Origin of the sequence: Variovorax sp. 54 (assembly GCF_002754375.1) — a bacterium.
Taxonomy (GTDB): Bacteria; Pseudomonadota; Gammaproteobacteria; order Burkholderiales; family Burkholderiaceae_C; genus Variovorax.
On record NZ_PEFF01000001.1, the window covers coordinates 5,632,493 to 5,658,093 of the forward strand.

The window sequence follows — 25,601 nt, forward strand, 5'->3', positions numbered from 1 at the left end:
CTGGAGCTTCCCCATGTCTGCACTTTTCGAGGCGACCGCACTGGTCGTGCCATTTGAAAACCTGAGGATGACCGACGTCGAGTCGGTTGGCGGCAAGAACGCCAGCCTCGGCGAAATGATCTCGCAGCTGCCCCAGGGCGTGCGCGTGCCGACCGGTTTTGCGACCACGGCCCACGCGTTCCGCCAGTTCCTGGCGCATGACGGCTTGGCCGACAAGATCAGCAAGCGCCTGGCCGCGCTGGACACCGAAGACGTGCGCGCCCTGGCCACGGCCGGCGCTGAGATCCGCGCCATGGTCGAGGCCCAGCCGTTCCCGGCCGACCTGCAGAAAGCCATCGGCGAGGCCTTTGCCACGCTGAGCGCCGGCAACCCGTCCGCCTCGTTCGCCGTGCGTTCCTCGGCCACCGCCGAAGACCTGCCCGACGCCTCGTTCGCCGGTCAGCAGGAAACCTTCCTGAACGTGGTCGGCATCGACGACGTGCTGCACAAGATGAAGGAGGTGTTCGCCTCCCTCTACAACGACCGTGCCATCAGCTACCGCGTGCACAAGGGCTTCGAGCACGACGTGGTCGCGCTGTCGGCCGGCGTGCAGCGCATGGTGCGCTCCGACCTCGGCGCCGCCGGCGTGATGTTCACCATCGACACCGAGTCGGGCTTCGACCAGGTCGTGTTCATCACCTCGAGCTACGGCCTGGGTGAGACGGTGGTGCAGGGCTCGGTGAACCCCGACGAGTTCTACGTGCACAAGCCGACCCTCAAGGCCGGCAAGAAGGCCGTCATTCGCCGCAACCTCGGCTCCAAGCTGATCCAGATGGAGTTCGCCACGCCTGAAGAGAAGAAGGCGAGCGGCAAGCTGGTCAAGACCACCGACGTCAAGGCCGAGCAGCGCAACCGCTACTCGCTGAGCGACGCCGACGTCGAGCAACTGGCCCGCTATGCGCTGGTGATCGAAGAGCACTACGGCCGCCCGATGGACATCGAGTGGGGCAAGGACGGCACCGACGGCCACCTCTACATCCTGCAGGCGCGTCCCGAAACGGTGAAGAGCCAGCAGCAGGGCAAGGCCGAGCAGCGCTACAAGCTGCTGGGCAAGGGCGCCGTGCTGGCCGAAGGCCGTGCCATCGGCCAGAAGATCGGCACCGGTGCCGTGCGCATCGTGCACAACATCAGCGAGATGGACCAGGTGCAGGCCGGCGACGTGCTCGTCACCGACATGACCGACCCCAACTGGGAGCCGGTGATGAAGCGCGCTGCCGCCATCGTCACCAACCGCGGCGGGCGCACCTGCCACGCGGCCATCATTGCGCGCGAACTTGGCATTCCGGCCGTGGTCGGCTGCGGCGACGCCACCGACCTGCTCAAGGACGGCACGCTCGTCACCGTGAGCTGCGCCGAGGGCGACACCGGCTTCATCTACGACGGCCTGCTCGAGACCGAAGTCACCGAAGTGCAGCGCGGCGTGATGCCCGAGATCGACCTGAAGATCATGATGAACGTGGGCAATCCCCAGCTCGCCTTCGACTTCGCGCAGCTGCCGAACCACGGCGTGGGCCTGGCCCGCCTCGAGTTCATCATCAACAACAACATCGGCGTGCATCCGAAGGCGATCCTCGACTACCCGAACGTCGATAACGACCTGAAGAAGGCCGTCGAGTCGGTGGCCCGCGGCCATGCCTCGCCGCGTGCGTTCTACGTCGACAAGGTGACCGAAGGCGTCGCAACCATCGCCGCTGCGTTCTGGCCCAAGCCCGTCATCGTGCGCCTCTCGGATTTCAAGTCGAACGAGTACCGCAAGCTGATCGGCGGCAGCCGCTACGAGCCCGAGGAAGAAAACCCGATGCTGGGCTTCCGCGGCGCCGCGCGCTACCTGAGCGCCGACTTCGGCGAGGCCTTCGCCATGGAGTGCGAGGCGCTCAAGCGCGTGCGCAACGACATGGGTCTGACCAACGTGCAGATCATGGTGCCCTTCGTGCGCACCCTGGGCCAGGCCGAACGCGTGACCACGCTGCTGGGCGAGCACGGCCTGAAGCGCGGCGAAAACACGCTCAAGCTGATCATGATGTGCGAGGTGCCGAGCAATGCCGTGCTGCCGGAAGAGTTCCTGAAGTTCTTCGACGGCTTCTCGATCGGTTCGAATGACCTGACCCAGCTCACGCTGGGCCTGGACCGCGACTCCGGCCTCGAGCTGCTGGCGGCCGACTTCGACGAGCGCGACCCGGCCATCAAGGCGCTGCTGAGCCGCGTCATCAAGGCCTGCAAGGACCAGGGCAAGTACGTCGGTATCTGCGGCCAGGGCCCCAGCGACCACCCGGACTTCGCGCTGTGGCTGGCGGAGCAGGGCATCGAATCGATTTCGCTGAACCCTGACAGCGTGATCGACACCTGGCAGCAACTGGCCCAGCGAGGCTGAGCCCGCGCGCGGCGGGCATGCCCCAAGGCATGCGCCGCCGCGTGATGCAACGCGGCGAATGGCGGAAATCCCCATCGGGGATTCCCCCGTGCCCGCCCGTGCAAATGAAACAAAGTGCGTTTCCGGTGTCAGACTCGTGACATTCGCAGGCGGCGCACCCCGGTTGCCTGCCTGAGGCGACGCCGGCCCATCAGGGCCCGTGTCAGCACTTCGCCGGAGACCCCCATGATTCTTGTCAAGACGGAAGCCGGACAGCAGGTCCTCAAGGACCGCTCGGTGCCGTTGACGCCGCGCCAGCGCTCGGCGTTCATCCAGTTCGACGGCAAACGCTCGATCGACGACGTGCTGGGCTCGGGCCTGGGCATCGGGCGCGAAGAGGTCGAGCAGATGGTCGCGTTGGGCCTGCTGGCGCCCTTGGACGGCCAGCCGGCTGCGGCGCCCGCAGCCGTGGCGGCGGCCCCGGCGCCTGCTGCATCTTCCTCTGGCCGCAGTCGGCAGCAGCGCTACAAGGATGCGTACCCGATCGCCACCCAGCTGACCGGCAGCCTGGGTCTGATGGGCTTCCGGCTCAACCTCCAGGTCGAGGGCACGACCAGCTACGAAGACCTCCTGGCGCTGGCGCCCAAGATCCGCGCCGCCGTGGGCACGGAGAAGGCCGCCGCCCTCGACAAGGCCCTCAACGACTGAGCTGCCTTGCCGGATTGCGCAAGACAGGGCTATAATCGCCGGCTTTGCCTTGCCATACCGCGCCCGACGCTGCGGATGGCTTTTCCTCTTCCACGGAAGAATCCACAAGGAGTGCCATGCGTCACTACGAAATCATCTTGCTCATCCACCCGGATCAGAGCGAACAAGTTCCGGCCATGCTGGAGCGTTACAAGGGCCTGATCACGGCCGGCGGCGGCAAGGTCCACCGCGTTGAAGACTGGGGCCGCCGTCAGCTGGCTTACCAGATCAACAAGCTCAACAAGGCCCACTACCTGTGCGTCAACATCGAAGCTGAACAAGCCGTGATGGGTGAACTGGAACACGCGTTCAAGTTCAACGATGCCGTGCTGCGTCACCTGACCGTTCAGAAGAAGAAGGCCGACACCGGTCCTTCGTCGATGATGAAGACGGTCGAGCGCGAAGAGGCCCGCAAGGCCCAGCAGGCCGAATACGCCGCCAACAACAACTGATGGCGTGACGGCTGCCGCTGCGGCGACCGGGGTCAACCAGCTTCTGCTGACCGCCTCTGTCGCCGAACTCGGAACCCTGCGATACACGCCAGCCGGCCTTCCCGCCCTCGATCTGAAGCTCGACCATGAGTCGACGCTCCAGGAGGCGGGGAAGCCCCGGCAGGTGAAGACGGCCCTTAAAGCCGTTGCGTTCGGCGCCATCGCCGAGCGACTCGCAGCGCAGTCGATGGGAAGTCTCTGGCGATTCCAGGGGTTTCTCGCGACACCGGGCAACGGCAAGCATCCGGTCCTGCACATCCAGGATTTTCAGCAAGATTAATTTTCGACAAGAGGTCCCCCAATGGCCACGTTCAAGAAATTCAACAAAGACAAGCGCCCGAAGCGCAACACCCAGTCGCTGCTGTTCAAGCGCAAGCGCTTCTGCCGTTTCACCGTCGCTGGCGTCGAAGAAATCGACTACAAGGACATCGACACGCTGCGTGACTTCATCAGCGAAAACGGCAAGATCATCCCCGCACGCCTGACCGGCACGCGCGCGATCTACCAGCGTCAGCTGAACACCGCCATCAAGCGCGCGCGCTTCCTGGCCATGGTGCCGTACAGCGACCAGCACCGCGTCTAAGAAGGAGCACACACCATGCAAATCATTCTTCTGGACAAGGTTCTGAACGTCGGCGGCCTGGGCGACATCGTCAAGGTCAAGGACGGCTACGCACGCAACTTCCTGATCCCCTCGGGCCGCGCCCGTCGCGCCACCGCTGCCAACAAGGCCGAATTCGAAGCCAAGCGCGTCGAACTCGAAAAGGCTGCCGCCGTCAAGCTGGCCGAGTCGCAAGCCCAGGGCGAAAAGCTCGCCGGCTCGACCGTCAAGCTGACCCAAAAGGCTGGCGTGGACGGCCGTCTGTTCGGTTCGGTCACCAACGGCGACATCGCCGAAGAGCTGAACAAGCAAGGCTACAAGGTTGCCAAGTCGCAAGTGCGTCTGCCCAACGGCCCGATCAAGGTGGTTGGCGACAACACCGTGAGCGTCTCGCTGCACACCGACGTGGTCGTCGAGATCACCGTCACGGTCTACGGCGAAACCGCCTGATCGTTTGCAGCGCCCCGTGCGCTGACGCAAGAAAGCCGCCTTCGGGCGGCTTTTTCTTTTCTGCGCACGAGTTGTCCACCTCGCCGCACCGGAAGTTCACTGTTTATTAACAACCTTGTCCACACACGCTGCGCTCTGCGCGGCTTAGCATGCAGGGTTGCAAGGGAAGTCCATGTCCGCCGTTTTCTCCTATGCCGACAATGATTCGTCGGCCGACCGCCAGATCGCGCAACTGCGCATTCCGCCTCATTCCATCGAGGCCGAATCCAGCGTGCTGGGGGGCTTGCTGCTGGACAACGGCGCCTGGGATCGCATGGGCGACCTGCTGGTCGACGGCGACTTCTACCGTCACGAACACAAGCTGATCTACGCAGCCATCGGCGGGCTGATCAATGCCAGCAAGCCGGCCGACGTGATCACGGTCTTCGAGCAGCTGCAGAACCTCGGCAAGGCCGACGACATCGGCGGGCTGGTCTACCTGAACTCGCTCGCGCAGTACGTGCCGAGCGCGAGCAACATCCGGCGCTACGCCGAGATCGTGCGCGAGCGCTCCATCCTGCGCAAGCTGGTGTCCGCCGCCGACGAGATCGCGACCAACGCCTTCAATCCGCAGGGCAAGGCGGTCGACAAGATCCTGGACGAAGCCGAGCAGAAGATCTTCAACATCGGCGAAGAAGGCACGCGGATGAAGCAGGGCTTCCAGAGCATGGATGCCCTGGTGGTCGAGCTGCTCGACCGCGTGACCGAGATGGCCGAGAACCCGAACGACATCACGGGCGTGCGCACGGGCTTCCACGACTTCGACAAGATGACCTCGGGCCTGCAGCCGGGCGACATGATCGTGCTGGCCGCGCGTCCGTCGATGGGCAAGACCTCGCTCGCGATCAACATCGCCGAGCACGTGGCGCTCGAAGAGGGGCTGCCGGTGGCGGTGTTCTCGATGGAAATGGGCGCCGCCCAGCTGGCGGTGCGTATCGTGGGCTCCATCGGCCGCATCGACCAGGGCCACCTGCGCACCGGCAAGCTCAGCGACGAAGAGTGGCCGCGCCTGACCGAAGCGATCGAGAAGCTGCGCACGGTGTCGCTGCACATCGACGAGACGCCGGGTCTTTCGTCCAGCGAGCTGCGCGCCAATGCGCGCCGGCTGGCGCGCCAGTACGGGCGCCTCGGCCTGATCGTGGTCGACTACCTGCAGCTCATGTCGACCAGCAGTTCGGGCGACGAGAACCGCGCCACGGCCGTGGGCGAAATCTCGCGCGGCCTGAAGATGCTGGCCAAGGAACTGAAGTGCCCGGTGATCGCGCTGTCGCAGCTCAGCCGCGGCGTGGAAGCGCGAACCGACAAGCGTCCCATGATGAGCGACTTGCGCGAATCCGGCGCCATCGAGCAGGACGCGGACATCATCATGTTCATCTACCGCGACGACTACTACAACAAAGAGTCGAAGGAGCCGGGCGTGGCCGAGGTGATCATCAGCAAGCACCGTAACGGCCCGACCGGCACGGTGAAGCTGGCCTTCCTGAAGCCGATCACCAAGTTCGAGAACCTGGTCGGCTACAGCAACAACGACGAGTACTGACCGGCCCGCGCGGCAGGTCGTCAGCCGGCGTCGCTGCCGGGCTCGGGCGTCGAAGCCGGCGGCTTCTGCGCCCACTCCTTGTGCCGCGCCGCCTCGGCCTTCACCTGCCGCAGCAGGTCGGCCAGCGTCTTGCCGGGTTCGTCCCGGAAGCGCGTGTCGAGCACCTCCACGGCCTCCATGCGGTCGACCCGGAAGCCGCGGAAATCGTTGCGCAGCTCGCACCACGTCGAGAGCGTCCAGACCTTGCCCCAATAGAAGCAGCCCAGCGGCCGCACCGTGCGCTCGCTGGCATCGCCCGAGACGTCGCGGTAGTGCAGCCGCAGCTTCTGGTGAGCCTGCACGGCCTCGCGCAGCGTTTGCAGCCGGGTGCGCAAAGCGTCGTCGAGACCGAGCGCGGGCGCATACAGCGCCAGCGCCTCGGCCGACACGCGCGCCGCCGGCGGCAGCACCGACAGGATCTTTCCAAGGCCCGTTTCGATGTTGCGCGCCATCGCCGGATCGACCCAGCTCTGGGTCATGCGCGCGGCGGCCACGAGTGCCGATGCCTCGTCTTGCGTGAACATCAAGGGCGGCAGCTCGAAGCCCGCGCCCAGCCGGTAGCCGACGCCGGCCTCGCCTTCGATGGGCACGCCCTGGTGCTGCAGGTCGGCCACGTCGCGGTACACCGTGCGCTCCGACACCTCCAGGCGCTGCGCCAAAAAGGCGGCCGTGGTGAGCCGGCGGCCGCGGATGAGCTGCACGAGCTGGAAGAGGCGGTCGGCGCGGCGCATCAACGCGTACCGACGAGTTTTCTGGCGAAGTCCTCGACAAAGTAGCGCTTGCCGCGCTGGACCACCGTGTGGCCTTCGGTCTCGAGGCGCGACATCTGGGCCTCGATGCTGCCCGGGTATTTGGGATTGAGTTCGCCGCCGATCTTGAGCGTGCGCCAGTAAGGCGTGCGCTCGGTATCGGTCGTGGCTTCCTCGGTGGCATGGGCCACCATGTGGGCAAAGATGGCAGTGGTCACGGTGCAGCCGATGGTCGCGCGATGCCGCGCCGCGATCTCTTCGCCGATGCCGAGCACGGTCGTGAGCCGGCCTTCGGGCACGCCGCGCATCGCGTCCTCGACTTCGGCGGGCGAGGGCGTGGCGATGGTGCCCTCGCCGTGCCGCGCGCGCATGGCCGGGGGAATGGCCTTCACGTTCGGCAGGTTCGGGTAGCCGGCCAGCCTGTCGCGCCAGCCCTTGCGTGTGCTCATGAGACTCCGATATGGATCGCCACTGCGTCCGGCCCCTCGTAGGCTTCGAAATCGCTGCGGTAGCGGCGAACGATTTCCGGGTGCGCCTCGAAATACTGCCAGATGCGCTGCCAGGTGGCGATCACCATCTGCGGCATGTCGCCGCGGCCGGTGAAGACGAGGTAATTGCCTGCTTCGATGGCGACGCTGTCCGCGCCATCCGAAACGGCCACGCCGGCCGTCACGTCGAAGGCGCCGTGCGCATCCGATTCGTAGACGGAGTAAATGCTGAAGATGCGCGTATCGCCGGTGCGGTACGGCGTCGCGTCGTAGGTCTGCTCGCCGAAGAAGCGGTTCCACAGTGCGCCGATGCGGGCGGTGGCGGGGTCGTTCTCTTCACGGTTGGTCGTGCGTGCCGTGAGGCCGGAGACCCGGAAGGCGTCTTGGTGTTGGCGGATGGGGTCCATGCGTTGTTTCTCCGGAGGTGTCGGATGAGGAGGGCGAAGGCGCTCAAAACAGGAGCGCCTTCGGTTCGGCCTTCATCGTCTGCGCGATCAGTTTCATGTCGATGTCGGTGATGTCGAACAGGCCGAAGCGGAATTTGTAGCCCCATTGCTTCGGGGTTTCGATGAAGGCGAGGCGTTCGATCAACGGGGCGATGGGCGCCTCGTGCGCGGCGACATAGGCCACGTCGCGACGCCACGGGACGAAGCCGTTGCCCATGTCGAACTCGTACGGGTCGCCAGGCTGGACGATGCCGAGCGACACGAAGCTTTGCAGCTTGTCCGTGCCGCCGAACACCGTGGCCGGCGAATAGTAGGCCACGCGGTCGCCCGCTGCCACGCGCTTGAGCGGTGCGAGCTTGCCGTGGCCCACCTGCATGAACCCGAGCGGCCGGTGGTCCCGGCCGCGCCGGGCATGCTCGGCGCTGGCGACCGCAATCCAGTTGCGCTGTGCCATGGCGTGTCAGGCCGGGGCGTGCAGGCCGACTTCGTTGCCTTCGGTGTCGCGCAGGTGGGCGATGAAGCCCATGCCCGGCGGCAGCGCCGACTTGGGCGCCACGATCTGCCCGCCGGCCGCCTCGACGCGCGAGAGCACGGTATCGATGCCGGTGCAGTCCAGGTAGATGCGGATGCCGCTGCCGGCCTGCGCGCTGGTGTTGGCGCCGGGCTTCAGCGCGCCGCCGGTGGCGGGGTCGTCGTAGGGGAACACGGCCAAGGGGTTGCCGCCGAAGTCCTCGCGGCGCAGCTTGCGCGCGAGCACGGTTTCGTAGAAGGCCTGGGCGCGGTCCAGATTGGCGACGGGAATCTCGAACCAGGTGATGGCGTGGGTGGTCATGAAGTGCTCGCTTTCTTTCGTTCGTTGTTGCGTTGGAGGGAGCCTGGATGGTGCGAGCCGCCTCCTGACAACGTCTTGTCAGTAGCCTGTCATGACGGACGAAAAAAAGCCCGCGATGCTCCGGGAGCATGCGCGGGCTCGGGTCGGCCGGGGCCGACGAACTTAGAGCACGTCGCTCGCGAAATCCGCCAGTCGCGAGCGTTCGCCGCGCGCCAGCGTGATGTGCCCGCCGTGCGGCCAGCCCTTGAACTTGTCGACCGCGAAGGTCAGGCCCGACGAACCTTCGGTGAGGTAGGGCGTGTCGATCTGCGCGAGGTTGCCCATGCAGATGATCTTCGTGCCGGGGCCGGCGCGGGTGATCAGCGTCTTCATCTGCTTGGGCGTGAGGTTCTGCGCCTCGTCGATGATCACGTACTTGTTCAGGAAGGTGCGTCCGCGCATGAAGTTCATGCTCTTGACCTTGATGCGGCTGCGGATCAGCTCGTTGGTGGCCGCGCGGCCCCACTCGCCGGCACCACCGCCGTCGCCCTTGGCCAGGAACTCGAGGTTGTCGTCCAGCGCACCCATCCAGGGGCCCATCTTCTCTTCTTCGGTGCCGGGCAGGAAGCCGATGTCTTCACCGACGCTCACCGTCGCGCGGGTCATGATGATCTCGGTGTAGCGGCGGTCGTCGAGCACCTGGGTGAGGCCGGAGGCCAGCGCCATCAGGGTCTTGCCGGTGCCGGCAGTGCCGGTCAGCGTGACGAAGTCGATCTCGGGGTCCATCAGCAGGTTCATCGCGAAGTTCTGCTCGCGGTTGCGCGTGTTCACGCCCCACACCGCGTTCTTGCCCGAGCTGTAGTCCTTGAGCGTCTTGAGCACGGCGGTCTTGTCGCGGATCTCGGTGACGCGCGCGTACATGCTCGGCTCGCCGGGCGCCTCGAAGAAGACGAACTGGTTGATGTACAGGTTGGGCACGATCGGACCGCTGATTCGGTAGAACGTGTTGCTGCCGCTCTGCCAGCTTTCGACCGTCTTGCTCTGGCGCGTCCAGAAGTCGGGCGGCAGTGCGAGCGAGCCGGCGTAGAGTAGGTCGCCGTCTTCCAGCGTCTTGTCGTTCTGGTAGTCGTCGGTGGCCAGGCCCAGGGCGCGCGCCTTGACGCGCATGTTGATGTCTTTCGACACCAGCACCACTTCCTGCTTCGCCTTGCCCGGGCGGTCTTTCGCGTATTCGTCGCGCAGGGCCTGGACCACGCCCAGGATCTGGTTGTCGGCCTTGCCCTGGGGCAGGCTGACCGGCAGCGAATAGTCGAGTGGCGCGGTCTGGAAGAACAGCCGGCCGCCGGCCTCGCGATGGCCGGTGGTGTCGAGCTTCAGGCCTTTGTCGATGTCGGCGTCCTGCGCACCGGCCAACGCATCGAGCGTGCGGCTGGTCTGGCGGCCGTTGCGGGCGACTTCGGTCGTGCCCTTCTTGTGGCCGTCGAGCTCTTCCAGCACGATCATCGGCAGGAAGATGTCGTGCTCTTCGAAGCGGAACAGGCACATCGGGTCGTGCAACAGCACGTTCGTGTCGAGCACGAACAGCTTGGCCGGGCCGGTGGATTTGCGCTTGGGGCGTGCCGGGCTGTGGAGCGACGCGACCGGCGCGACGGCGGCGGGCGGCGGCGTGGGCACGCGCGTCTCGACCTGCACCATCGCGGGTTGTGGTTGCTGCTGCGGTGCGCTCACCGGTACTGGTGCGGACATGGGCGCCGGGGCGGGCGCAGCCTTCGTTTTCGAGCGGCGTGCCGGTCGCGCGGCCGGTGCATCGCCGCCGCCTTCCGTGCCGAGGTTGTCGAACAGCTCCAACGGCTGCGGTCCGCTCTTGGCGGGGGCGTCGTCGCGCGAATCGCCGGAACGGCGCGAGTTTCTGTGCGAGGGACGGGCGGGTGCGTCGATCGCGTCCGGCGAGAGCAATGCGGCGCGTTTCGTGGGGGCGGGAGGCAATGGCATGGGTCAGGTCGCTCGCAAGGAAGAAAGAGGAGGGCCGGAAAACGAAAAAGCCGCCTGTAGACCCAGGCGGCTTCGTTCGGAGGATGCGGTCGTGGAGCTCAACGGCATGAAGCCATTATGCACACCGCAAAAGACGCACCAGGGGCTCTTTGCACGCCGCGTGGGGCAATTCCCACGACTTGATGCAAAAGCGCACGCCCGGTGCCTTGCGGCGCGGTCAGGCAGCCTTCTTGAGTGCCTTGACGGCCTTGAGGACGTCTTCGACATGGCCCGGAACCTTGAGCCCGCGCCATTCGGCCTTCAGGATGCCGTCGGCGCCGATCAGGAAGGTGCTGCGCTCGATGCCCTTGACCTTCTTGCCGTACATGATCTTGTTCTTGACCACGCCGAACATGTGGCACATTTTTTCTTCGGTGTCGGCAATCAGTTCGAACGGGAGTTCGAGCTTGGCCTTGAATTCGTCGTGCGACTTCATGTTGTCGCGCGACACGCCGAAGACGGTGGCACCGGCTTTTTCGAAGTCTTTGTAATGGTCGCGGAACTGCATCGCTTCGGTCGTGCAACCCGGAGTGTTATCTTTCGGGTAAAAATACATGACCATGACGTGGCCGAGGTGCGAGGTGTTCGAAACCTTGATGCCGCCCGTGGCGTTGGCGTCGAATTCAGGAATGGGTTTGTTGACAACGATCGCCATGAAACTTGTTTTCTCCGTTAGATTCCGTTCTCCGAGCCCTCTCAGCCTTTTTCGGGCTTGCTCGATGAACGGAGGATTGGTCGTTGCTAACTTTGGGTAGCTGGCCGGTTCGCAACCCGCTATTTTACCTCGAAAACCCCCTCTCAGTCAGCCGCCGGGCTCTCGACCAGCAAGGCGGCGATCACGTGCCGTCCTTCGCCGGCCAGGATGTTGTAGGTTCGGCAGGCCGCCGGGGTGTCCATGGTCTCCACGCCGGTGCGCTGCGCCATCAGGGGCTGCAGCCATGCGGGCTGGGGGAAACGGATGCGGGTTCCGCTGCCGAAGATGACCAATTCGGCGCCCAAAGAGGCCAATTGCGCGAAATGTTCGGGCCCTAGCTGGTCGAAACGCGTGCAATCCCAGGCAAAGCGTTCGCCGCGCGAACCGACGACCACGCTGCCCTCGATCTTTTCGTTGTTGATCGCGACCCAGCCGGGGCCGTGTGCGGTGAGGGTCTGGGCGTCGGATTTGTCAGGCTGGAGCTTCATCGGGGCACTGGGAACTGTGGTCAAATTATAGGTTTTCCCTAGTGACACGAGGCCCGCAGGGGCCTTTGACCTTCGAGTAAACCCGCCCGGGAGGGCCCCTTTGAAGCAGCTCAAGAAATCGGCCAAGCTGGCCAACGTCCTCTATGACATCCGCGGTCCCATCATGGACGCCGCCAAGCAGATGGAGGAAGAAGGCCAGAAGATCATCAAGCTCAACATCGGCAATCTGGCCGTGTTCGGGTTCGATGCGCCTGAGGAAATCCAGCAGGACATGATCCGCAACCTGCCGACCTCGGCGGGGTATTCGGACAGCAAGGGTGTTTTCGCGGCGCGCAAGGCCGTGATGCACGAGACCCAGAAGCAGGGCATCGCGGGCGTCACGCTCGACGACATCTACCTGGGCAACGGCGCCAGCGAGCTGATCGCCATGTCGACCAACGCGCTGCTCAACGACGGCGACGAGCTGCTGCTGCCGGCCCCCGACTACCCGCTGTGGACCGCCTCCACGAGCCTGTCGGGCGGAACGCCGGTGCACTATCTGTGCGACGAGGACAACGGCTGGATGCCGAACCTGGCCGACATCCGCGCCAAGATCACGCCGCGCACCAAGGGCATCGTGGTCATCAACCCGAACAATCCGACCGGCGCGCTCTATTCCGACGACCTGCTCAAGAGCCTCGTCGAGATCGCACGCGAGCACGGCCTCGTGATCTTTGCCGACGAGGTCTACGACAAGGTGCTGTACGACGGCGTCAAGCACACGGCGATTGCCAGCCTGTCGACCGATGTGCTCACGCTGACTTTCAATTCGCTGTCCAAGAGCTACCGCTCGTGCGGCTATCGCGCCGGCTGGCTCGTGGTGTCGGGCGACAAGCGCAGCGCACGCGACTACATCGAGGGCCTGAACATGCTCTCGAACATGCGCCTGTGCGCCAACGTGCCGGGCCAGTGGGCGATCCAGACGGCGCTCGGCGGCTACCAGAGCATCAACGACCTCGTGGGCGAGGGCGGCCGCCTGCGTCGCCAGCGCGACCTGGCCTACGAACTGATCACCGCCATTCCGGGCGTGAGCTGCGTCAAGCCCAGCGCCGCGCTCTACATGTTCCCCAAGCTCGATCCTGCGGTCTATCCGATTGCGGACGACCGCCAGTTCTTCCTCGAGCTGCTGAAAGAAACCCGCGTGATGCTGGTGCAGGGCACCGGCTTCAACTGGGCCACGCCGGACCACTTCCGCATCGTGTTCCTGCCCCATGAAGACGACTTGCGCGAGGCCATCAACCGCATCGCCAAGTTCCTGGAGCAGTACCGGTTGCGTCGCAAGACGGGACCATGAAATCCGCCTGCGTCGCTGCCGCGCTGTTGCTGGGCGCACTGTCTGTCGGCGCGGCCGAGAAGAAAGAGCTGGTCTCGTTCTCGCACAACGACTGGGAACTGGTCTGCGACAACACGCGCACCTGCCGCGCCGCCGGCTACCAGTCGGAGAGCGGGCAATCGGAGCCGGTGTCGATGCTCCTCACGCGCGCCGCGGGGCCTGACCAGGCCATCGAAGTCCAGTTGCAGGTCGGCGGCGAAGGCGAGGCGAAAGGCCCGCTGCGGCTCAAGGTCGGCAGCGCTACTGTTTCGGGTCTCAAGGCCGACACCGCGACCCTCGATGCCGGGCAGGCCCGCACCGTCCTTCCCGAGCTGCTGAAAAGCAGCGAGGCGACCGTCACCGCCAACGGCGGCAAGAAGTGGACGCTGTCGCTCGCCGGCCTCAATGCCGTGCTGCTGAAGATGGATGACACGCAAGGCCGCATCGGCACGCCGGGCGCGCTGGTGCGCCGTGGCACCAAGCCTGAAGCTTCCGTGCTGCCTCCCGTGCCGGCCCCCGCCGTCAACGTGGTCAAGCCGCCCAAGGCGAAGCCCGGCGACGCCGGGCTGCCCGCGCGCATCTTTCCGTCGCTCGACGTTGCCGCAGTGAAGGAACAGTGCAACAACAGCACCGACTTCAGCGCCAAGTCGCTGGAGGTTGTCCGCCTGAGCGGCAGCAAGGTGCTGCTGTCCATGGGCTGCGGCATGGGCGCGTACAACTATTCGAGCCTGCTCTGGATCGCCAACGACAAGCCGCCCTATGCGCCGGTGTCCCTCGAGGCGAACGGCGACTTCGACGACAGCGACGCCAGCGTCACCTCGGCCATGAAGGGCCGCGGCGTCGGCGACTGCTGGTCCAGCGAAACCTGGCACTTCAACGGCACGACCTTCGTGCGCACCGGCGCGTCCGGCGACGGCATGTGCCGCGGCTTTGCAGGCGGCGCCTGGAGCCTGCCGCGCTATGTCAGCCGCATCGTGGACGCTGCACCGTCCGCCACCCCATCCAAACCATGAACGCCATGAGCGCGACTCTCCCAATGAAACCCATCCAAGTAGGCCTGCTCGGCGCAGGCACGGTCGGCAGCGGCACCTTCAAGGTGCTCCAGCGCAACCAGGAAGAAATCAAGCGCCGCGCCGGCCGCGGCATCGAGATCACCATGGTGGCCGACCTCGACACCGCCCGTGCCCGCGAAGTGGCCGGTGAAGGCGTGACGGTGGTCGCCGATGCGCGCGAAGTCATCGCCAACCCCGACATCGACATCGTCATCGAACTCATCGGCGGCTACGGCATCGCCAAGCAGCTCGTGCTCGAGGCCATCGCGGCCGGCAAGCACGTGGTCACCGCCAACAAGGCACTGCTCGCCGTGCACGGCACCGAGATCTTCGCCGCCGCCCACGCCAAGGGCGTGATGGTGGCCTTCGAGGCCGCGGTGGCCGGCGGCATTCCGATCATCAAGGCGCTGCGCGAAGGCCTCACGGCCAACAGCATCCAGTGGCTGGCCGGCATCATCAACGGCACGACCAACTTCATCCTGTCCGAGATGCGCGACAAGGGACTGGACTTCGCCACCGTGCTGAAGGAAGCCCAGCGCCTGGGCTATGCCGAAGCCGACCCCACCTTCGACATCGAAGGTGTCGACGCCGCGCACAAGGTCACGCTGATGAGCGCCATCGCGTTCGGCATCCCCGTGCAGTTCGACAAGGCGCACATCGAAGGCATCACCAAGCTCGCCGCGCAAGACATCAAGTACGCCGAGCAGCTCGGCTACCGCATCAAGCTGCTGGGCATCACCAAGCGCACGGCCAAGGGCATCGAGCTGCGCGTGCACCCGTCGCTGGTGCCGTCCAAGCGCCTGCTGGCCAATGTCGAAGGCGCCATGAACGCCGTGGTGGTGCACGGCGACGCCGTCGGCACCACGCTGTACTACGGCAAGGGCGCGGGCAGCGAGCCCACCGCCAGCGCCGTGATCGCCGACCTGGTCGACATCACCCGCCTGCACACCGCCGACGCCGCGCACCGCGTGCCGCACCTGGCCTTCCACCCCGACGCCATGAGCGACCTGAAGGTGCTGCCGATGTCGGAAGTCGTCACCAGCTACTACCTGCGCCTGCGCGTGGCCGACCAGGCCGGCGTGCTCGCCAAGGTGACGGGCCTGCTGGCCACCGCCGGCATCAGCATCGACGCCGTGCTCCAGCGCGAGGCCGACGAAGTGGGTGGCGAAGGCTCCACGCAGACCGACCTCATCATCCTCACGCACGACGCGCGCGAGGGCACCGTCGACGACGTCATGGCCGAACTGCAGGCGCTGCCGACCGTGCTCGAACCCATCGTGCGCATCCGCAAGGAAGAGTTGAAGTGAACTACCTGAGCACCCGCGGCCACCCCGACCGCAAGCGCTTCTGCGACATCCTCCTCGAAGGCCTCGCGCCTGATGGCGGCCTGTACCTGCCCGAGACGTACCCGGAGGTCGACGCCGCCACGCTCGCCAAATGGCGCGCGCTGCCGTACAACGAGCTGGCCTTCGAGATCCTCTCGCTGTACATCGACGACATTCCTGCGGCCGACCTGAAGGCGATCTGCGCGAAGACCTACACGGCCGAAGTGTTCGGCTCCGACGAGATCGTGCCGCTGCGCGAGCTCGAAGACGGCGTGTACCTGGAAGCCCTGTCCAACGGCCCCACGCTGGCCTTCAAGGACATGGCGATGCAGCTGCTGGGCAACCTGTTCGAGTACGAACTGGCCCGCCGCGGCGCCGAGCTCAACATCCTGGGCGCGACCAGCGGCGACACCGGCAGCGCGGCCGAGTACGCCATGCGCGGCAAGAAGGGCGTGCGCGTCTTCATGACCTCGCCCGACGGCCGCATGAGCCCGTTCCAGCAGGCGCAGATGTTCAGCCTGCAAGACGCCAACATCCACAACATCGCCATCACCGGCGTGTTCGACGACTGCCAGGACATCGTCAAGGCGGTTTCGAACGACCTGGGCTTCAAGCGCAAGTACCGCATCGGCACGGTCAACTCGATCAACTGGGCGCGCCTGCTGGCGCAGGTCGTCTATTACTTCGCGGGCTACTTCCAGGCCACGGCGAGCAACGACAAGCCCGTGAGCTTCACCGTGCCTTCGGGCAACTTCGGCAACGTCTGCGCGGGCCACGTGGCACGCATGATGGGCCTGCCGATCCAGACGCTGGTGGTCGCCACCAACGAGAACGACGTGCTCGACGAGTTCTTCCGCACCGGCGTGTACCGCGTGCGCGCGGCGGTCGATACGCACGAAACCTCGAGCCCGTCGATGGACATCAGCAAGGCCAGCAACTTCGAGCGCTTCGTGTTCGACCTGGTCGGTCGCGATGCAGCCCGCCTGCGCCAGCTGTTCGTGGACGACCTGGGCCTGCGGGGCAGCTTCGACCTGAGCGCCGACCCGGCGTTCAAGCAGGCCGCCGAGCGCTTCGGCTTTCGCAGCGGGCGCAGCACGCACGCCGACCGGCTCGCGATGATCCGCGACACCGAGAAGCGCTTTGCCACGCTGATCGACCCGCACACGGCCGACGGCCTCAAGGCCGCGCGCGAGCAACTGGTGCCCGGCGTGCCGATGGTGGTGCTCGAAACCGCACTGCCGATCAAGTTCGCATCCACGGTGGTCGAGGCGCTGGGCGAAGAGCCCACGCGCCCGAAGAAGTTCGAAGGCATCGAAGCCTTGCCCAAGCGCGTGGTCCAGCTGCCGGCCGATGCCGAGGCCGTCAAGGCCTACATCGCCGAGCACTGCGACTGACGCGGACGGCCACGGCATGAAGGTCGTCGGCTTCGCCGGTTACTCCGGCGCAGGCAAGACCACGCTGGTGGAGCGCCTGATCCCCGTGCTCAAGCAGCGCGGCCTGCGCGTGTCGGTGGTGAAGCACGCGCACCACAAGTTCGACGTCGACCATCCCGGCAAGGACACCTGGCGCCACCGGCAGGCCGGGGCCTTCGAGGTGGTCGTCGCGTCCGACAAGCGCCTCGCACTCATGCGCGAGTTCGAGGTGCCGGCGGACCTCACGGTGCACCAGCTGATCGCCGAGTTGCACCCGGCGGTCGACTGGGTGCTGGTCGAGGGCTTCCGGCACAGCGACGTGCACAAGATCGAGGTCTGGCGCCCGACCGGCGACGGCGAGGCGCCGCGCCCTGCGCTGTACATCGACGACCCTTTCGTCACGGCCATCGCCACCGACGCACCGGCCGGCCTGCCCGAGCCCACGGCGCGCCCGGTGCTCGACCTCAACGACGCCGAGGCCATTGCGACGTGGTTGATCGACAGCGGCGAGCGCTTCGACTACAACCCCGAACACCATGGCTGACTCTTCCCCCGTTCCCTTCGCCGCCTCGTCCTTGCGCCCGCCGCTGATGCCGCTCGATGAAGCGATCGCGGTGCTGCTCGCGAAGGCGCAGCCGGTGCTGTCGACCGAAAGCGTCGGCACCTTCGACGCCGACGGGCGCGTGCTGGCGCAGGACCTCGTCTCGGGCCTCACCGTGCCGCCGCGCGACAACAGCGCGATGGACGGTTATGCCGTGCGCGCGGCCGATTGCGCCACGCCCGGTACCGAGCTGGCGGTCGCACAGCGCATCCCCGCAGGCACCGTTGGCACGCCGCTCGCGGCCGGCACGGCGGCGCGCATCTTCACGGGCGCGCAGATTCCGGAGGGCGCCGACGCGGTCGTCATGCAGGAAGACACGACCGCCACGCCGCAGGAAGGTGGCCTGGGTTCGGTGCGCATCGCCATCGCGCCCGTGGCTGGCCAATGGGTCCGCCGCGCGGGTGAAGACGTGGCCTCGGGCGACGTGGTGCTCAAGCGCGGTGAACGCCTCACGCCCGCCGCGCTCGGCCTGGCCGCCAGCGTCGGCTTCGACACGCTGCAGGTCGCGCGCAAGCCGCGCGTGGCCATGTTGTCCACCGGAGACGAACTGGTGATGCCCGGCGAGGTCGCACCCGACGCGATGAAGCCCGGCGCGATCTACAACTCGAACCGCTTCTTCATGCGCGCGCTGCTGCATCGCCTGGGCTGCGAGGTGAACGACCTGGGCATCGTGCCCGACAACCGCGATGCCACCATCGCCGCGCTGCGCGATGCGGCCGAGACGAGCGACCTGATCATCACGACCGGCGGCGTCTCGGTGGGCGAAGAAGACCACATCCGCGCCGCACTGCAGTCGCTCGGCGAGCTGCAGCTGTGGTCGCTGTCGATGAAGCCCGGCAAGCCTTTCGCCTACGGCTCGATCGCGCGCAGCAACGAGCAGGGCGCGTGCCATGTCACGGGGCTGCCCGGCAACCCGGTGTCGAGCTTCCTGACCTTCCTGATGCTGGTGCGGCCCTTTTTGCTCACGCTGCAGGGAGCCACGCGCGTGACGCCCGAGGCCGTGCCGCTGCGTGCCGATTTCGACTGGCTGCGTGCCGACAAGCGCCGCGAGTTCCTGCGCGTGCGGCGCAACGCGGCAGGCGGGCTCGACCTGTTCGCCAACCAGAGTTCGGGCGTGCTCACCTCGATGGTCTGGGGCGACGGCCTGGTGGAAAACCCGGCGGGCCGGACCATCAAGGCCGGCGACACCGTGAACTTCATTCCCCTCGCATCGCTGCTCGGCTGAATCTCTCCATGAAGGTCCGCATCCGTTATTTCGCCTCGGTGCGCGAGGCACTGTCCAGCAGCGGCGAAACCGTCGACACGCAGGCCGGCACCCTCGCGGCTCTGCGCGACGAACTCATCGCCCGTGGCGGTGCCTACGCTGCCGCGCTCGCACGCGGCAAGGCCGTGCGCATGGCGCTCGACCAGGCCATGAGCGACGAAGCCGCCGCACTCAGCGACGACTGCGAAGTCGCGTTCTTCCCGCCCGTCACGGGCGGCTGAGCCGCGCGTCCAGCGCCACGAGGCGCTCGCGCAGGCCGTCCGACGCGCGCGTCATCGGCGAGCGCAGCTCGTCACGCAGTTCGCCCGCATGCGCCAGCAGCGCCTTCAGCGGGCCCGGGTTCGGTTCGGCAAACAGCATCTCCAGCAGCGGTTGCAGCGGCTGCCATTCGGCGCGCGCCTCGGCCAGCCGGTTCTCGGCCAGCAGGCGCACCAGCCGCACGAGGCGCTTCGTCTGCACATGGCCGCTGGCTGCGATGGCGCCCACGCCGCCTTCGGCCATGGTGGCGAAGATCTGGTGGTCTTCGCCCGTGAGCACCTGCAGCCGGCCATCGGCGATCACTGCGCGCGTCTTGGCCATGTCGCCGCCGCAGTCCTTGATGCCGCGGATGCGCGGGTGCTCGGCCAGCGCCAGCAGCGTCTCGCGCGCGATGGTCACGCCGGTGCGGTAGGGGATGTCGTAGACCAGCACCGGCACCGTGCTGGCATCGGCGATGGCGTGGAACCACTCGAGTACGCCGGCTTGCGACGGACGGATGTAGTGCGGTGCGGACACCAGCAGGCCCGCCAGCGGGCGTTCCGAGAGCTTGCGCGCCCACGCCTTGGCCTTGCCCAGGTGGTAGCCCGACACGCCCATGACGACCGGCAGGCCGCCCGCGGCGGTCAGCACGGTGTCGAGCACGGCCAGCTGTTCGGCCTCGTCGAGCGCGGCGGCTTCACCGGTCGAGCCGCAGGGCACGAAGCCGGTCACGCCGTCGTCGGCAAGCCGCCGGACGAGCGCCGCCAGGGCGGTGTGGTCGACCGCGCCATCACGGAACGGGGTGACGAGGGCGACCCACAGGCCCGAGAAATCGGTGGGGGTGTCGGCGGTTGGTTGTTGATGTGGCACGCAGGCTTCCTTTCAGGAATCGACCGATGGAAAGAACCACCGTCCGATGCGCGCGCAACCCAAGAGGGGCCAAAGCCTTGGCAGGGTTCCGTCGCTCATCCGACGACGGAACCTCGGCTCCGGTCAGACGAGCTTTGGTTTTTTGGCTTTGCAGCCTTGGCGCGCGCAGCGGCTCTCGGGCTGCGACAGCAGCAGGGAGAACGCGGCGAGGCAAGGCATTGCAGCAGTCTAGCGCGATGCCACAATTCGGACATGAGCGTTGCGCGTGTTTCGATCCAGACGGCCGATTTCGATCTCTCTGAAGAGGTCGCCACGTTGCGCGCTGGCGACAAACGCGTGGGTGCCGTCTGCAGTTTTGTAGGCACGGTCAGAGACCGCAACGACGGCAGCACCATCGCGTCGATGGAGCTGGAGCACTACCCCGGAATGACCGAGAAGGCCATCGAGGCCATGATCGACGCCGCCCACAAGCGCTTCGACATCCTCGGCGCGCGCGTGATCCACCGCGTGGGGCTGCTGCAGCCGCTCGACCAGATCATGATGGTGGCGGTGGTGTCCGCCCACCGCGGCCAGAGCTTCCAGGCCTGCGAGTTCCTGATGGACTACCTGAAGACCCAGGCGCCGTTCTGGAAGAAGGAGCAGACGCCCGAGGGCGCCCGCTGGGTCGATGCCCGCGTGACCGACGACGAGGCGCTGGCACGCTGGGGTATCGCGGCCTCGAACAGCGCCACCTGAGCGGCGCGTTCGGCGCGTTCGAGACTTACGGCGCGATCAGCGCCGAGGTCGCCAGTGCCTTCGCTTCCGCACTGCAATCCTGAGCGGGCACGGCACCCGCCGCGCGTGCCTTCGCAATCTCCGACCGGGCGCCCGCCATCTGCGCCTGGAACACTGGGTTCGTGTGCAGCTTCGCCACCGTCGCCGCGCCGACCAGCCGTCCGTTCTCGATGTCGCTTTGCCAGTGCACGCCGCAGATCGCGCGGCTCTGTGAGAAGGCCCGGCCGCGCTGCAGCAGCGCATCGCCGCGTTCGGGCGCGAGTTCCGTCAGCACCAGCGCCCAGGCCCAGCCCACGGCCGAGTGCCCTGAGGGGTAGGAGCCGTCCTTGGCCAGCGAGGCTTCTTCAGCGGGCGTGCAGCTGCCGGTCTTGAAGGCGACGAAGGGGCGCGTGCGGTTGTAGGTGTTCTTGGCCTTGTAGGTGGCCGAGCCGGCATCGGCCAGCGTGCGACGCAGCAGCATGTTCAGGTTCGGCGTGGCCTGCTCGGAGATGGGCATGCCCAGCGCGCACGAGAACACCTCGGCGGCCTTCGGAAACTTGAGGTTGGCGTCCTGCACCGCCAGTGCGCCGCGCGGCGTGCCCTGCAGGGCCGTGAGCGCGCGGAAGGTGGCGCCATCGGCTGCCAATGCGGCCGAGCCCTCGGCCGGAGGCGCCGGCAGCAGGGCGAGGCTGTCGGGCAGTTCGGCGATGGGCAGGTAGCCCTTGAGGTAGCCCGAGCCCGGACGCAATTCGCCGACTTCGGCAGGGGAAATGGGGGCGGTGCTGCCGCAGGCGCCAAGCAGCAGCGCGGCCGCCAGGGAGGCGGCGAGGGTCGTGAATTGCATGAGGGATGTGTCTCCGGCTTTGTTTTTTGAAAGGTGAGGTCCCATCGTAGAGGGACCCCACCGGGCCGGAATATCACCCATGTGACGGAGGCCCCCTCAGCCCGCCCGTCGTTTCGAAACAGCTCAGGGCTTGAAGCCGCTCGCCTGGATGATCTTTTCCCAGGTCTGCGTGTAAGTGCGCACGCGGCCCGCGAACTGGCCCTGGGGCTCGTAGCCGACCGTCAGGCCCATGGTGGTGAGCTTCTGCTTCACGTCGGGCATGGCAAGCACCTTCTGCAGCGCGTCGCCGTATTTGTCGATGACCGCTTGCGGCGTGCCGACCGGCGCGAAGATGCCGTAGTAGGGCAGGTCTTCCAGGTTCGCAAAGCCCAGCTCGGTGAAGGTCGGCACGTTCGGCAGCAGCGCCTGGCGCTTCGCGCCGATGGAGGCCACGATGCGCACCTTGCCCGCGCGGTGGTTCTCGATGAAGTCCGGCACCGAGGCGATGCCCGCCGTGATCTGGTTGCCCAGCATGTCGGCCGTCATGGGCGCGCTGCCGCGATACGGTGCGGGCTGCACGTCGATCTTGTACTTGTCCGAGATCATCTTCACGAGGAACTCGGGGATCGACGCCGGTGCCGGCACGCCGATCGTTTCCTTACCGCCCTTTTGCGTGCGAACCCACTTCACGTACTCGTCGATGCTCTTGGCCGGCGTGCCGCCCGACACCGCCAGCACGTTGGCAAAGGTGGCAAAGCCGGCCACGGGCACGAAGTCAGTGGCCGGGTTGAAGCCCGGGTTCTTCACCACCTGCGGCAGGATCGAAATGGAGTGGTCATGCGACAGGAACAGCGTGTGGCCGTCGGCCGGTGCGGCCTTCAGCGCCTGCGCCGCAATCTGGCCGCCCGCACCCGCGCGGTTCTCGACCACCACGGGCACGCCCAGCACGTCCTTGAGCTTTTCGCCCAGGGTGCGCGCAATCGCGTCGGTGCCCGCGCCGGCGGGAAAGCCCACAAGGATGCGCACCGGCGTGCCGCTCTGGGCCTGTGCCAGCCCGGCCATGCCCAGGGCAGCCGCCAAAAGACCCACGCTGAACGCGCGGCGCATCGGTTGGACGCGCTGCATTGAAAAAACCATGATCGACTCCATTCGAGATAAAGAGAGAAATGCCTGTGGCAAGAAGGTGCGGGGCCCGGTGCAATACCCGTGCCCAGGGTGCAAATCCGATTCGCAACCTTGAATCGTGCCCGAACAGCCCTATTTTGGATGCAGGAATACCACCATGCGACAAGACAAACTCACCACCAAATTTCAGGAAGCACTGAGCGACGCCCAGACGCTGGCGCTCGGCAACGACAACGCCTACATCGAACCGGCCCACCTGCTGGTCGCGATGCTGCGCCAGGACGATGGCCCGCGTGCCCTGCTGGAGCGTGCCGGCGTCAACGTGCCCGGGCTGCTGCAGGCCGCCGAAGGCGCCATCAAGAAACTGCCCCAGGTGCAGGGCCACGACATCGTGCAGGTCGGCCCCGAGCTGGGCAAGCTGCTGCAGGCGACCGAGAAGGAAGCCATCAAGCGCAATGACCAGTTCATTGCGGGCGAACTCTTTCTGCTGGCCGTGGCCGACAGCAAGGCCGACATCGGCAAGCTCGCCAAAGAAAATGGCCTGAGCCGCAAGTCGCTCGAGTCGGCCATCGAGGCCGTGCGCGGCGGGCAGGGCGTGAACAGCGCCGATGCCGAAGGCCAGCGCGAAGCCCTCAAGAAATACTGCATGGACCTCACCGAGCGTGCCCGCCTGGGCAAGCTCGATCCGGTCATCGGCCGCGACGAAGAAATCCGCCGTGCCATCCAGGTGCTGCAACGCCGCACCAAGAACAACCCCGTGCTCATCGGCGAACCCGGCGTGGGCAAGACCGCCATCGTCGAAGGCCTCGCGCAGCGCATCGTCGCGGGCGAGGTGCCCGATTCGCTCAAGGGCAAGCGCGTGCTGTCGCTCGACATGGCCGCGCTGCTCGCGGGCGCCAAGTTCCGCGGTGAGTTCGAAGAACGCCTGAAGACCGTGCTCAACGAACTCGCGAAGGACGAAGGCCAGACCATCGTCTTCATCGACGAGCTGCACACCATGGTCGGCGCCGGCAAGGCCGAGGGCGCGATGGATGCGGGCAACATGCTCAAGCCCGCGCTTGCGCGTGGCGAACTGCACTGCGTCGGCGCCACCACGCTGGACGAATACCGCAAGTACATCGAGAAAGATGCCGCACTGGAGCGCCGCTTCCAGAAGATCATCGTGGGCGAGCCCACTGTGGAGGCCACCATCGCCATCCTGCGCGGCCTGCAAGAGAAGTACGAAGTGCACCACGGCGTGCAGATCACCGACCCGGCCATCGTGGCCGCGGCCGAGCTGTCTGACCGCTACATCACCGACCGCTTCCTGCCCGACAAGGCCATCGACCTGATCGACGAGGCCGCGGCCAAGATCAAGATCGAGATGGACTCCAAGCCCGAGGTCATGGACCGCCTCGACCGCCGCCTGATCCAGCTGCAGATCGAGCGCGAAGCCGTGCGCCGCGAGAAGGACGAAGCCTCGCAGAAGCGCTTCGGCCTCATCGAGGACGAGATCACCAAGCTGCAAAAGGAAATCGCCGACTACGACGAGATCTGGCAGGCCGAGAAGGCCCAGGCCCAGGGCAGCGCGCATGTGCGCGAAGACATCGACAAGATCAAGTTCCAGATCGAAGAGTGGAAGCGCAAGGGCGACTTCAACAAGGTCGCCGAGCTGCAATACGGCCAACTGCCGGCGCTCGAAAAGCGCCTGAAGGAAGCCGAAGAAAGCGAGGCGAACAAGGGCAAGTCCAGCGCGCCCACGCTGCTGCGTACGCAGGTCGGCGCGGAAGAAATCGCCGAGGTCGTGGCACGTGCCACCGGCATTCCGGTCGCCAAGCTGATGCAGGGCGAGCGCGACAAGCTGCTCGTCATGGAAGACAAGCTGCACGAGCGCGTGGTCGGCCAGGACGAGGCCATCGGTGCGGTCGCGAATGCGATCCGCCGTTCGCGCTCGGGCCTGTCTGACCCGAACCGCCCCACGGGTTCGTTCCTGTTCCTCGGCCCCACGGGCGTGGGCAAGACCGAGCTGTGCAAGGCGCTCGCGGGCTTCCTGTTCGACAGCGAAGACCACCTGATCCGCATCGACATGAGCGAGTTCATGGAGAAGCATTCGGTCGCCCGCCTGATCGGCGCACCGCCGGGCTACGTGGGCTACGAAGAGGGCGGCTACCTCACGGAAGCCGTGCGCCGCAAGCCCTACAGCGTGGTGCTGCTCGACGAGGTCGAGAAGGCCCACCCCGACGTGTTCAACGTGCTGCTGCAGGTGCTCGACGACGGTCGCCTCACGGATGGCCAGGGCCGCACCGTGGACTTCAAGAACACCGTGATCGTGATGACCAGCAACATCGGCTCGCCGATCATCCAGGCGATGGTGGGTCAGCCGAGCGAGGACATCAAGGAAGCGGTGTGGGACGAGTTGAAGAACTACTTCCGCCCCGAGTTCCTGAACCGCATCGACGAAACGGTCGTGTTCCACGCGCTCGACGCGAAGAACATCGAATCGATCGCTGCGATCCAGCTCAAGGTGCTGAAGGCACGTCTGGCGAAGATGGACCTGGGCCTGGAGGTGTCGCCCGCGGCGCTGGCCGAAATCGCCAAGGTCGGCTTCGACCCGGTGTTCGGTGCGCGTCCGCTCAAGCGCGCCATCCAGCAGCGCATCGAGAACCCGCTCTCGCGGCTGCTGCTCGACGGCAGCTTCGGGCCGAAGGACATGATCGAGGTCGAAACCGACCCGATCCAGTCGCCGGGCCAGTTTTCGTTCCGCAAGGGCGGGGAACCAACGGCGGCTGCATCGGCCTAAAGTCGG

Annotated in this window: 27 protein-coding genes; 16 read left to right on the forward strand and 11 right to left on the reverse strand. The window is 66.4% G+C overall.

From position 1 onward, the window contains the following. The first annotated feature begins 13 nt into the window (after positions 1 to 13). The 7 genes from ppsA (at position 14) to dnaB (ending at position 6,257) form a co-directional block, all read left to right on the forward strand. On the forward strand, positions 14 to 2,410 hold the full coding sequence (gene ppsA, locus CLU95_RS25770) for a phosphoenolpyruvate synthase (RefSeq protein WP_099796219.1): 2,397 nt from the start codon (positions 14 to 16) through the stop codon (positions 2,408 to 2,410). Between the two features lie 225 nt (positions 2,411 to 2,635). After that, complete coding sequence (locus CLU95_RS25775; protein WP_099796220.1) at positions 2,636 to 3,097, forward strand: hypothetical protein; 462 nt, start codon at positions 2,636 to 2,638, stop codon at positions 3,095 to 3,097. A gap of 116 nt (positions 3,098 to 3,213) precedes the next feature. After that, positions 3,214 to 3,588, forward strand: a complete 375-nt coding sequence (rpsF, locus tag CLU95_RS25780; RefSeq protein WP_062473016.1) for a 30S ribosomal protein S6 — start codon at positions 3,214 to 3,216, stop codon at positions 3,586 to 3,588. A gap of 4 nt (positions 3,589 to 3,592) precedes the next feature. Then, positions 3,593 to 3,907, forward strand: a complete 315-nt coding sequence (gene priB / locus CLU95_RS25785) for a primosomal replication protein N (protein WP_062473014.1) — start codon at positions 3,593 to 3,595, stop codon at positions 3,905 to 3,907. Positions 3,908 to 3,928: 21 nt separating this feature from the next. Beyond that, the gene (gene rpsR / locus CLU95_RS25790) at positions 3,929 to 4,210 is read left to right on the forward strand and encodes a 30S ribosomal protein S18 (RefSeq protein WP_007830781.1); all 282 of its coding nucleotides are present in this window, start codon (positions 3,929 to 3,931) and stop codon (positions 4,208 to 4,210) included. Between the two features lie 15 nt (positions 4,211 to 4,225). Then, on the forward strand, positions 4,226 to 4,678 hold the full coding sequence (rplI, locus tag CLU95_RS25795) for a 50S ribosomal protein L9 (RefSeq protein WP_099796221.1): 453 nt from the start codon (positions 4,226 to 4,228) through the stop codon (positions 4,676 to 4,678). A gap of 172 nt (positions 4,679 to 4,850) precedes the next feature. Next, positions 4,851 to 6,257, forward strand: a complete 1,407-nt coding sequence (dnaB, locus tag CLU95_RS25800) for a replicative DNA helicase (protein ID WP_099796222.1) — start codon at positions 4,851 to 4,853, stop codon at positions 6,255 to 6,257. A 20-nt stretch (positions 6,258 to 6,277) separates the two neighbouring features. Here the strand turns inward: dnaB and CLU95_RS25805 are convergent, their stop codons facing one another. From CLU95_RS25805 to CLU95_RS25840, 8 genes are all read right to left on the reverse strand, one after another. Further along, a complete protein-coding gene (locus tag CLU95_RS25805) occupies positions 6,278 to 7,027 on the reverse strand; it encodes a helix-turn-helix transcriptional regulator (RefSeq protein ID WP_099796223.1) in 750 nt (249 codons plus the stop codon). Further along, on the reverse strand, positions 7,027 to 7,494 hold the full coding sequence (locus CLU95_RS25810) for an MGMT family protein (protein ID WP_099796224.1): 468 nt from the start codon (positions 7,492 to 7,494) through the stop codon (positions 7,027 to 7,029). Before CLU95_RS25810 ends, CLU95_RS25805 begins: the two co-directional genes overlap by 1 nt. Beyond that, positions 7,491 to 7,940, reverse strand: coding sequence for a GyrI-like domain-containing protein (locus CLU95_RS25815; protein WP_099796225.1), 450 nt, complete (start codon positions 7,938 to 7,940; stop codon positions 7,491 to 7,493). Before CLU95_RS25815 ends, CLU95_RS25810 begins: the two co-directional genes overlap by 4 nt. Before the next feature lie 43 nt (positions 7,941 to 7,983). Next, the gene (locus CLU95_RS25820; protein ID WP_099796226.1) at positions 7,984 to 8,433 is read right to left on the reverse strand and encodes an EVE domain-containing protein; all 450 of its coding nucleotides are present in this window, start codon (positions 8,431 to 8,433) and stop codon (positions 7,984 to 7,986) included. Positions 8,434 to 8,439: 6 nt separating this feature from the next. Further along, positions 8,440 to 8,811 (reverse strand): VOC family protein, encoded by a 372-nt coding sequence (locus CLU95_RS25825; protein WP_099796227.1) that lies wholly within the window; start codon positions 8,809 to 8,811, stop codon positions 8,440 to 8,442. A gap of 162 nt (positions 8,812 to 8,973) precedes the next feature. After that, a complete protein-coding gene (locus tag CLU95_RS25830) occupies positions 8,974 to 10,782 on the reverse strand; it encodes a PhoH family protein (protein ID WP_099796228.1) in 1,809 nt (602 codons plus the stop codon). 217 nt (positions 10,783 to 10,999) lie between these two features. Next, the gene (locus CLU95_RS25835; protein ID WP_062472998.1) at positions 11,000 to 11,476 is read right to left on the reverse strand and encodes a peroxiredoxin; all 477 of its coding nucleotides are present in this window, start codon (positions 11,474 to 11,476) and stop codon (positions 11,000 to 11,002) included. A 143-nt stretch (positions 11,477 to 11,619) separates the two neighbouring features. After that, positions 11,620 to 12,003, reverse strand: coding sequence for an Mth938-like domain-containing protein (locus CLU95_RS25840; RefSeq protein ID WP_099796229.1), 384 nt, complete (start codon positions 12,001 to 12,003; stop codon positions 11,620 to 11,622). A 100-nt stretch (positions 12,004 to 12,103) separates the two neighbouring features. Here CLU95_RS25840 and CLU95_RS25845 point away from each other — a divergent pair, with 100 nt between their 5' ends. The 7 genes from CLU95_RS25845 to CLU95_RS25875 are packed head-to-tail and all read left to right on the forward strand — an operon-like array spanning position 12,104 to position 19,229. After that, the gene (locus tag CLU95_RS25845) at positions 12,104 to 13,336 is read left to right on the forward strand and encodes a pyridoxal phosphate-dependent aminotransferase (RefSeq protein WP_099796230.1); all 1,233 of its coding nucleotides are present in this window, start codon (positions 12,104 to 12,106) and stop codon (positions 13,334 to 13,336) included. Next, the gene (locus CLU95_RS25850; protein ID WP_099796231.1) at positions 13,333 to 14,367 is read left to right on the forward strand and encodes a DUF1176 domain-containing protein; all 1,035 of its coding nucleotides are present in this window, start codon (positions 13,333 to 13,335) and stop codon (positions 14,365 to 14,367) included. The genes CLU95_RS25845 and CLU95_RS25850 overlap by 4 nt, the downstream gene beginning before the upstream one ends. Positions 14,368 to 14,390: 23 nt before the next feature. Next, complete coding sequence (locus CLU95_RS25855; protein ID WP_099796232.1) at positions 14,391 to 15,713, forward strand: homoserine dehydrogenase; 1,323 nt, start codon at positions 14,391 to 14,393, stop codon at positions 15,711 to 15,713. Further along, on the forward strand, positions 15,710 to 17,125 hold the full coding sequence (gene thrC, locus CLU95_RS25860) for a threonine synthase (protein WP_099796233.1): 1,416 nt from the start codon (positions 15,710 to 15,712) through the stop codon (positions 17,123 to 17,125). The genes CLU95_RS25855 and thrC overlap by 4 nt, the downstream gene beginning before the upstream one ends. Before the next feature lie 16 nt (positions 17,126 to 17,141). Continuing rightward, positions 17,142 to 17,687 carry a molybdopterin-guanine dinucleotide biosynthesis protein B gene (gene mobB / locus CLU95_RS25865; protein WP_099796234.1) on the forward strand — a complete coding sequence of 182 codons (546 nt, stop codon included), beginning with the start codon at positions 17,142 to 17,144 and terminating at the stop codon, positions 17,685 to 17,687. Next, positions 17,680 to 18,969, forward strand: coding sequence for a molybdopterin molybdotransferase MoeA (locus tag CLU95_RS25870; RefSeq protein WP_099796235.1), 1,290 nt, complete (start codon positions 17,680 to 17,682; stop codon positions 18,967 to 18,969). Before mobB ends, CLU95_RS25870 begins: the two co-directional genes overlap by 8 nt. Before the next feature lie 8 nt (positions 18,970 to 18,977). Further along, complete coding sequence (locus tag CLU95_RS25875; protein ID WP_099796236.1) at positions 18,978 to 19,229, forward strand: MoaD/ThiS family protein; 252 nt, start codon at positions 18,978 to 18,980, stop codon at positions 19,227 to 19,229. On the opposite strand, the gene dapA is transcribed toward CLU95_RS25875, so the two are convergent. After that, positions 19,216 to 20,115 (reverse strand): 4-hydroxy-tetrahydrodipicolinate synthase, encoded by a 900-nt coding sequence (gene dapA, locus CLU95_RS25880; RefSeq protein ID WP_099796237.1) that lies wholly within the window; start codon positions 20,113 to 20,115, stop codon positions 19,216 to 19,218. The two genes, CLU95_RS25875 and dapA, sit on opposite strands and share 14 nt — an antisense overlap. A 252-nt stretch (positions 20,116 to 20,367) precedes the next feature. Here dapA and CLU95_RS25885 point away from each other — a divergent pair, with 252 nt between their 5' ends. Next, a complete protein-coding gene (locus CLU95_RS25885; RefSeq protein WP_099796238.1) occupies positions 20,368 to 20,850 on the forward strand; it encodes a molybdenum cofactor biosynthesis protein MoaE in 483 nt (160 codons plus the stop codon). 25 nt (positions 20,851 to 20,875) lie between these two features. Here CLU95_RS25885 and CLU95_RS25890 read toward each other — a convergent pair whose 3' ends face one another. Together CLU95_RS25890 and CLU95_RS25895 are read right to left on the reverse strand one after the other, a co-directional pair. Then, positions 20,876 to 21,712: an acid phosphatase gene (locus CLU95_RS25890; RefSeq protein WP_099796239.1), complete on the reverse strand. Its 837-nt coding sequence runs from the start codon at positions 21,710 to 21,712 to the stop codon at positions 20,876 to 20,878. A 123-nt stretch (positions 21,713 to 21,835) separates the two neighbouring features. Further along, the gene (locus tag CLU95_RS25895; RefSeq protein ID WP_099797481.1) at positions 21,836 to 22,828 is read right to left on the reverse strand and encodes a Bug family tripartite tricarboxylate transporter substrate binding protein; all 993 of its coding nucleotides are present in this window, start codon (positions 22,826 to 22,828) and stop codon (positions 21,836 to 21,838) included. Between the two features lie 145 nt (positions 22,829 to 22,973). On the opposite strand from CLU95_RS25895, the gene clpB reads away from it, so the two are divergent. Further along, entirely contained in the window at positions 22,974 to 25,595 is a 2,622-nt protein-coding gene (gene clpB, locus CLU95_RS25900) for an ATP-dependent chaperone ClpB (protein ID WP_099796240.1), read from the forward strand. Positions 25,596 to 25,601: the final 6 nt, after the last annotated feature.

What these genes read in the sequence shown, in the direction of transcription:
- ppsA (WP_099796219.1), top strand. Translation starts at nt 14, where the DNA reads ATGTCTGCACTTTTCGAGGCGACCGCACTGGTCGTGCCATTTGAAAAC.
- CLU95_RS25775 (WP_099796220.1), top strand. Translation starts at nt 2,636, where the DNA reads ATGATTCTTGTCAAGACGGAAGCCGGACAGCAGGTCCTCAAGGACCGC.
- rpsF (WP_062473016.1), top strand. Translation starts at nt 3,214, where the DNA reads ATGCGTCACTACGAAATCATCTTGCTCATCCACCCGGATCAGAGCGAA.
- rpsR (WP_007830781.1), top strand. Translation starts at nt 3,929, where the DNA reads ATGGCCACGTTCAAGAAATTCAACAAAGACAAGCGCCCGAAGCGCAAC.
- rplI (WP_099796221.1), top strand. Translation starts at nt 4,226, where the DNA reads ATGCAAATCATTCTTCTGGACAAGGTTCTGAACGTCGGCGGCCTGGGC.
- dnaB (WP_099796222.1), top strand. Translation starts at nt 4,851, where the DNA reads ATGTCCGCCGTTTTCTCCTATGCCGACAATGATTCGTCGGCCGACCGC.
- CLU95_RS25805 (WP_099796223.1), bottom strand. Translation starts at nt 7,027, where the DNA reads ATGCGCCGCGCCGACCGCCTCTTCCAGCTCGTGCAGCTCATCCGCGGC.
- CLU95_RS25810 (WP_099796224.1), bottom strand. Translation starts at nt 7,494, where the DNA reads ATGAGCACACGCAAGGGCTGGCGCGACAGGCTGGCCGGCTACCCGAAC.
- CLU95_RS25815 (WP_099796225.1), bottom strand. Translation starts at nt 7,940, where the DNA reads ATGGACCCCATCCGCCAACACCAAGACGCCTTCCGGGTCTCCGGCCTC.
- CLU95_RS25820 (WP_099796226.1), bottom strand. Translation starts at nt 8,433, where the DNA reads ATGGCACAGCGCAACTGGATTGCGGTCGCCAGCGCCGAGCATGCCCGG.
- CLU95_RS25825 (WP_099796227.1), bottom strand. Translation starts at nt 8,811, where the DNA reads ATGACCACCCACGCCATCACCTGGTTCGAGATTCCCGTCGCCAATCTG.
- CLU95_RS25830 (WP_099796228.1), bottom strand. Translation starts at nt 10,782, where the DNA reads ATGCCATTGCCTCCCGCCCCCACGAAACGCGCCGCATTGCTCTCGCCG.
- CLU95_RS25835 (WP_062472998.1), bottom strand. Translation starts at nt 11,476, where the DNA reads ATGGCGATCGTTGTCAACAAACCCATTCCTGAATTCGACGCCAACGCC.
- CLU95_RS25840 (WP_099796229.1), bottom strand. Translation starts at nt 12,003, where the DNA reads ATGAAGCTCCAGCCTGACAAATCCGACGCCCAGACCCTCACCGCACAC.
- CLU95_RS25850 (WP_099796231.1), top strand. Translation starts at nt 13,333, where the DNA reads ATGAAATCCGCCTGCGTCGCTGCCGCGCTGTTGCTGGGCGCACTGTCT.
- CLU95_RS25855 (WP_099796232.1), top strand. Translation starts at nt 14,391, where the DNA reads ATGAAACCCATCCAAGTAGGCCTGCTCGGCGCAGGCACGGTCGGCAGC.
- mobB (WP_099796234.1), top strand. Translation starts at nt 17,142, where the DNA reads ATGAAGGTCGTCGGCTTCGCCGGTTACTCCGGCGCAGGCAAGACCACG.
- CLU95_RS25870 (WP_099796235.1), top strand. Translation starts at nt 17,680, where the DNA reads ATGGCTGACTCTTCCCCCGTTCCCTTCGCCGCCTCGTCCTTGCGCCCG.
- CLU95_RS25875 (WP_099796236.1), top strand. Translation starts at nt 18,978, where the DNA reads ATGAAGGTCCGCATCCGTTATTTCGCCTCGGTGCGCGAGGCACTGTCC.
- CLU95_RS25885 (WP_099796238.1), top strand. Translation starts at nt 20,368, where the DNA reads ATGAGCGTTGCGCGTGTTTCGATCCAGACGGCCGATTTCGATCTCTCT.
- CLU95_RS25890 (WP_099796239.1), bottom strand. Translation starts at nt 21,712, where the DNA reads ATGCAATTCACGACCCTCGCCGCCTCCCTGGCGGCCGCGCTGCTGCTT.
- CLU95_RS25895 (WP_099797481.1), bottom strand. Translation starts at nt 22,828, where the DNA reads ATGGTTTTTTCAATGCAGCGCGTCCAACCGATGCGCCGCGCGTTCAGC.
- clpB (WP_099796240.1), top strand. Translation starts at nt 22,974, where the DNA reads ATGCGACAAGACAAACTCACCACCAAATTTCAGGAAGCACTGAGCGAC.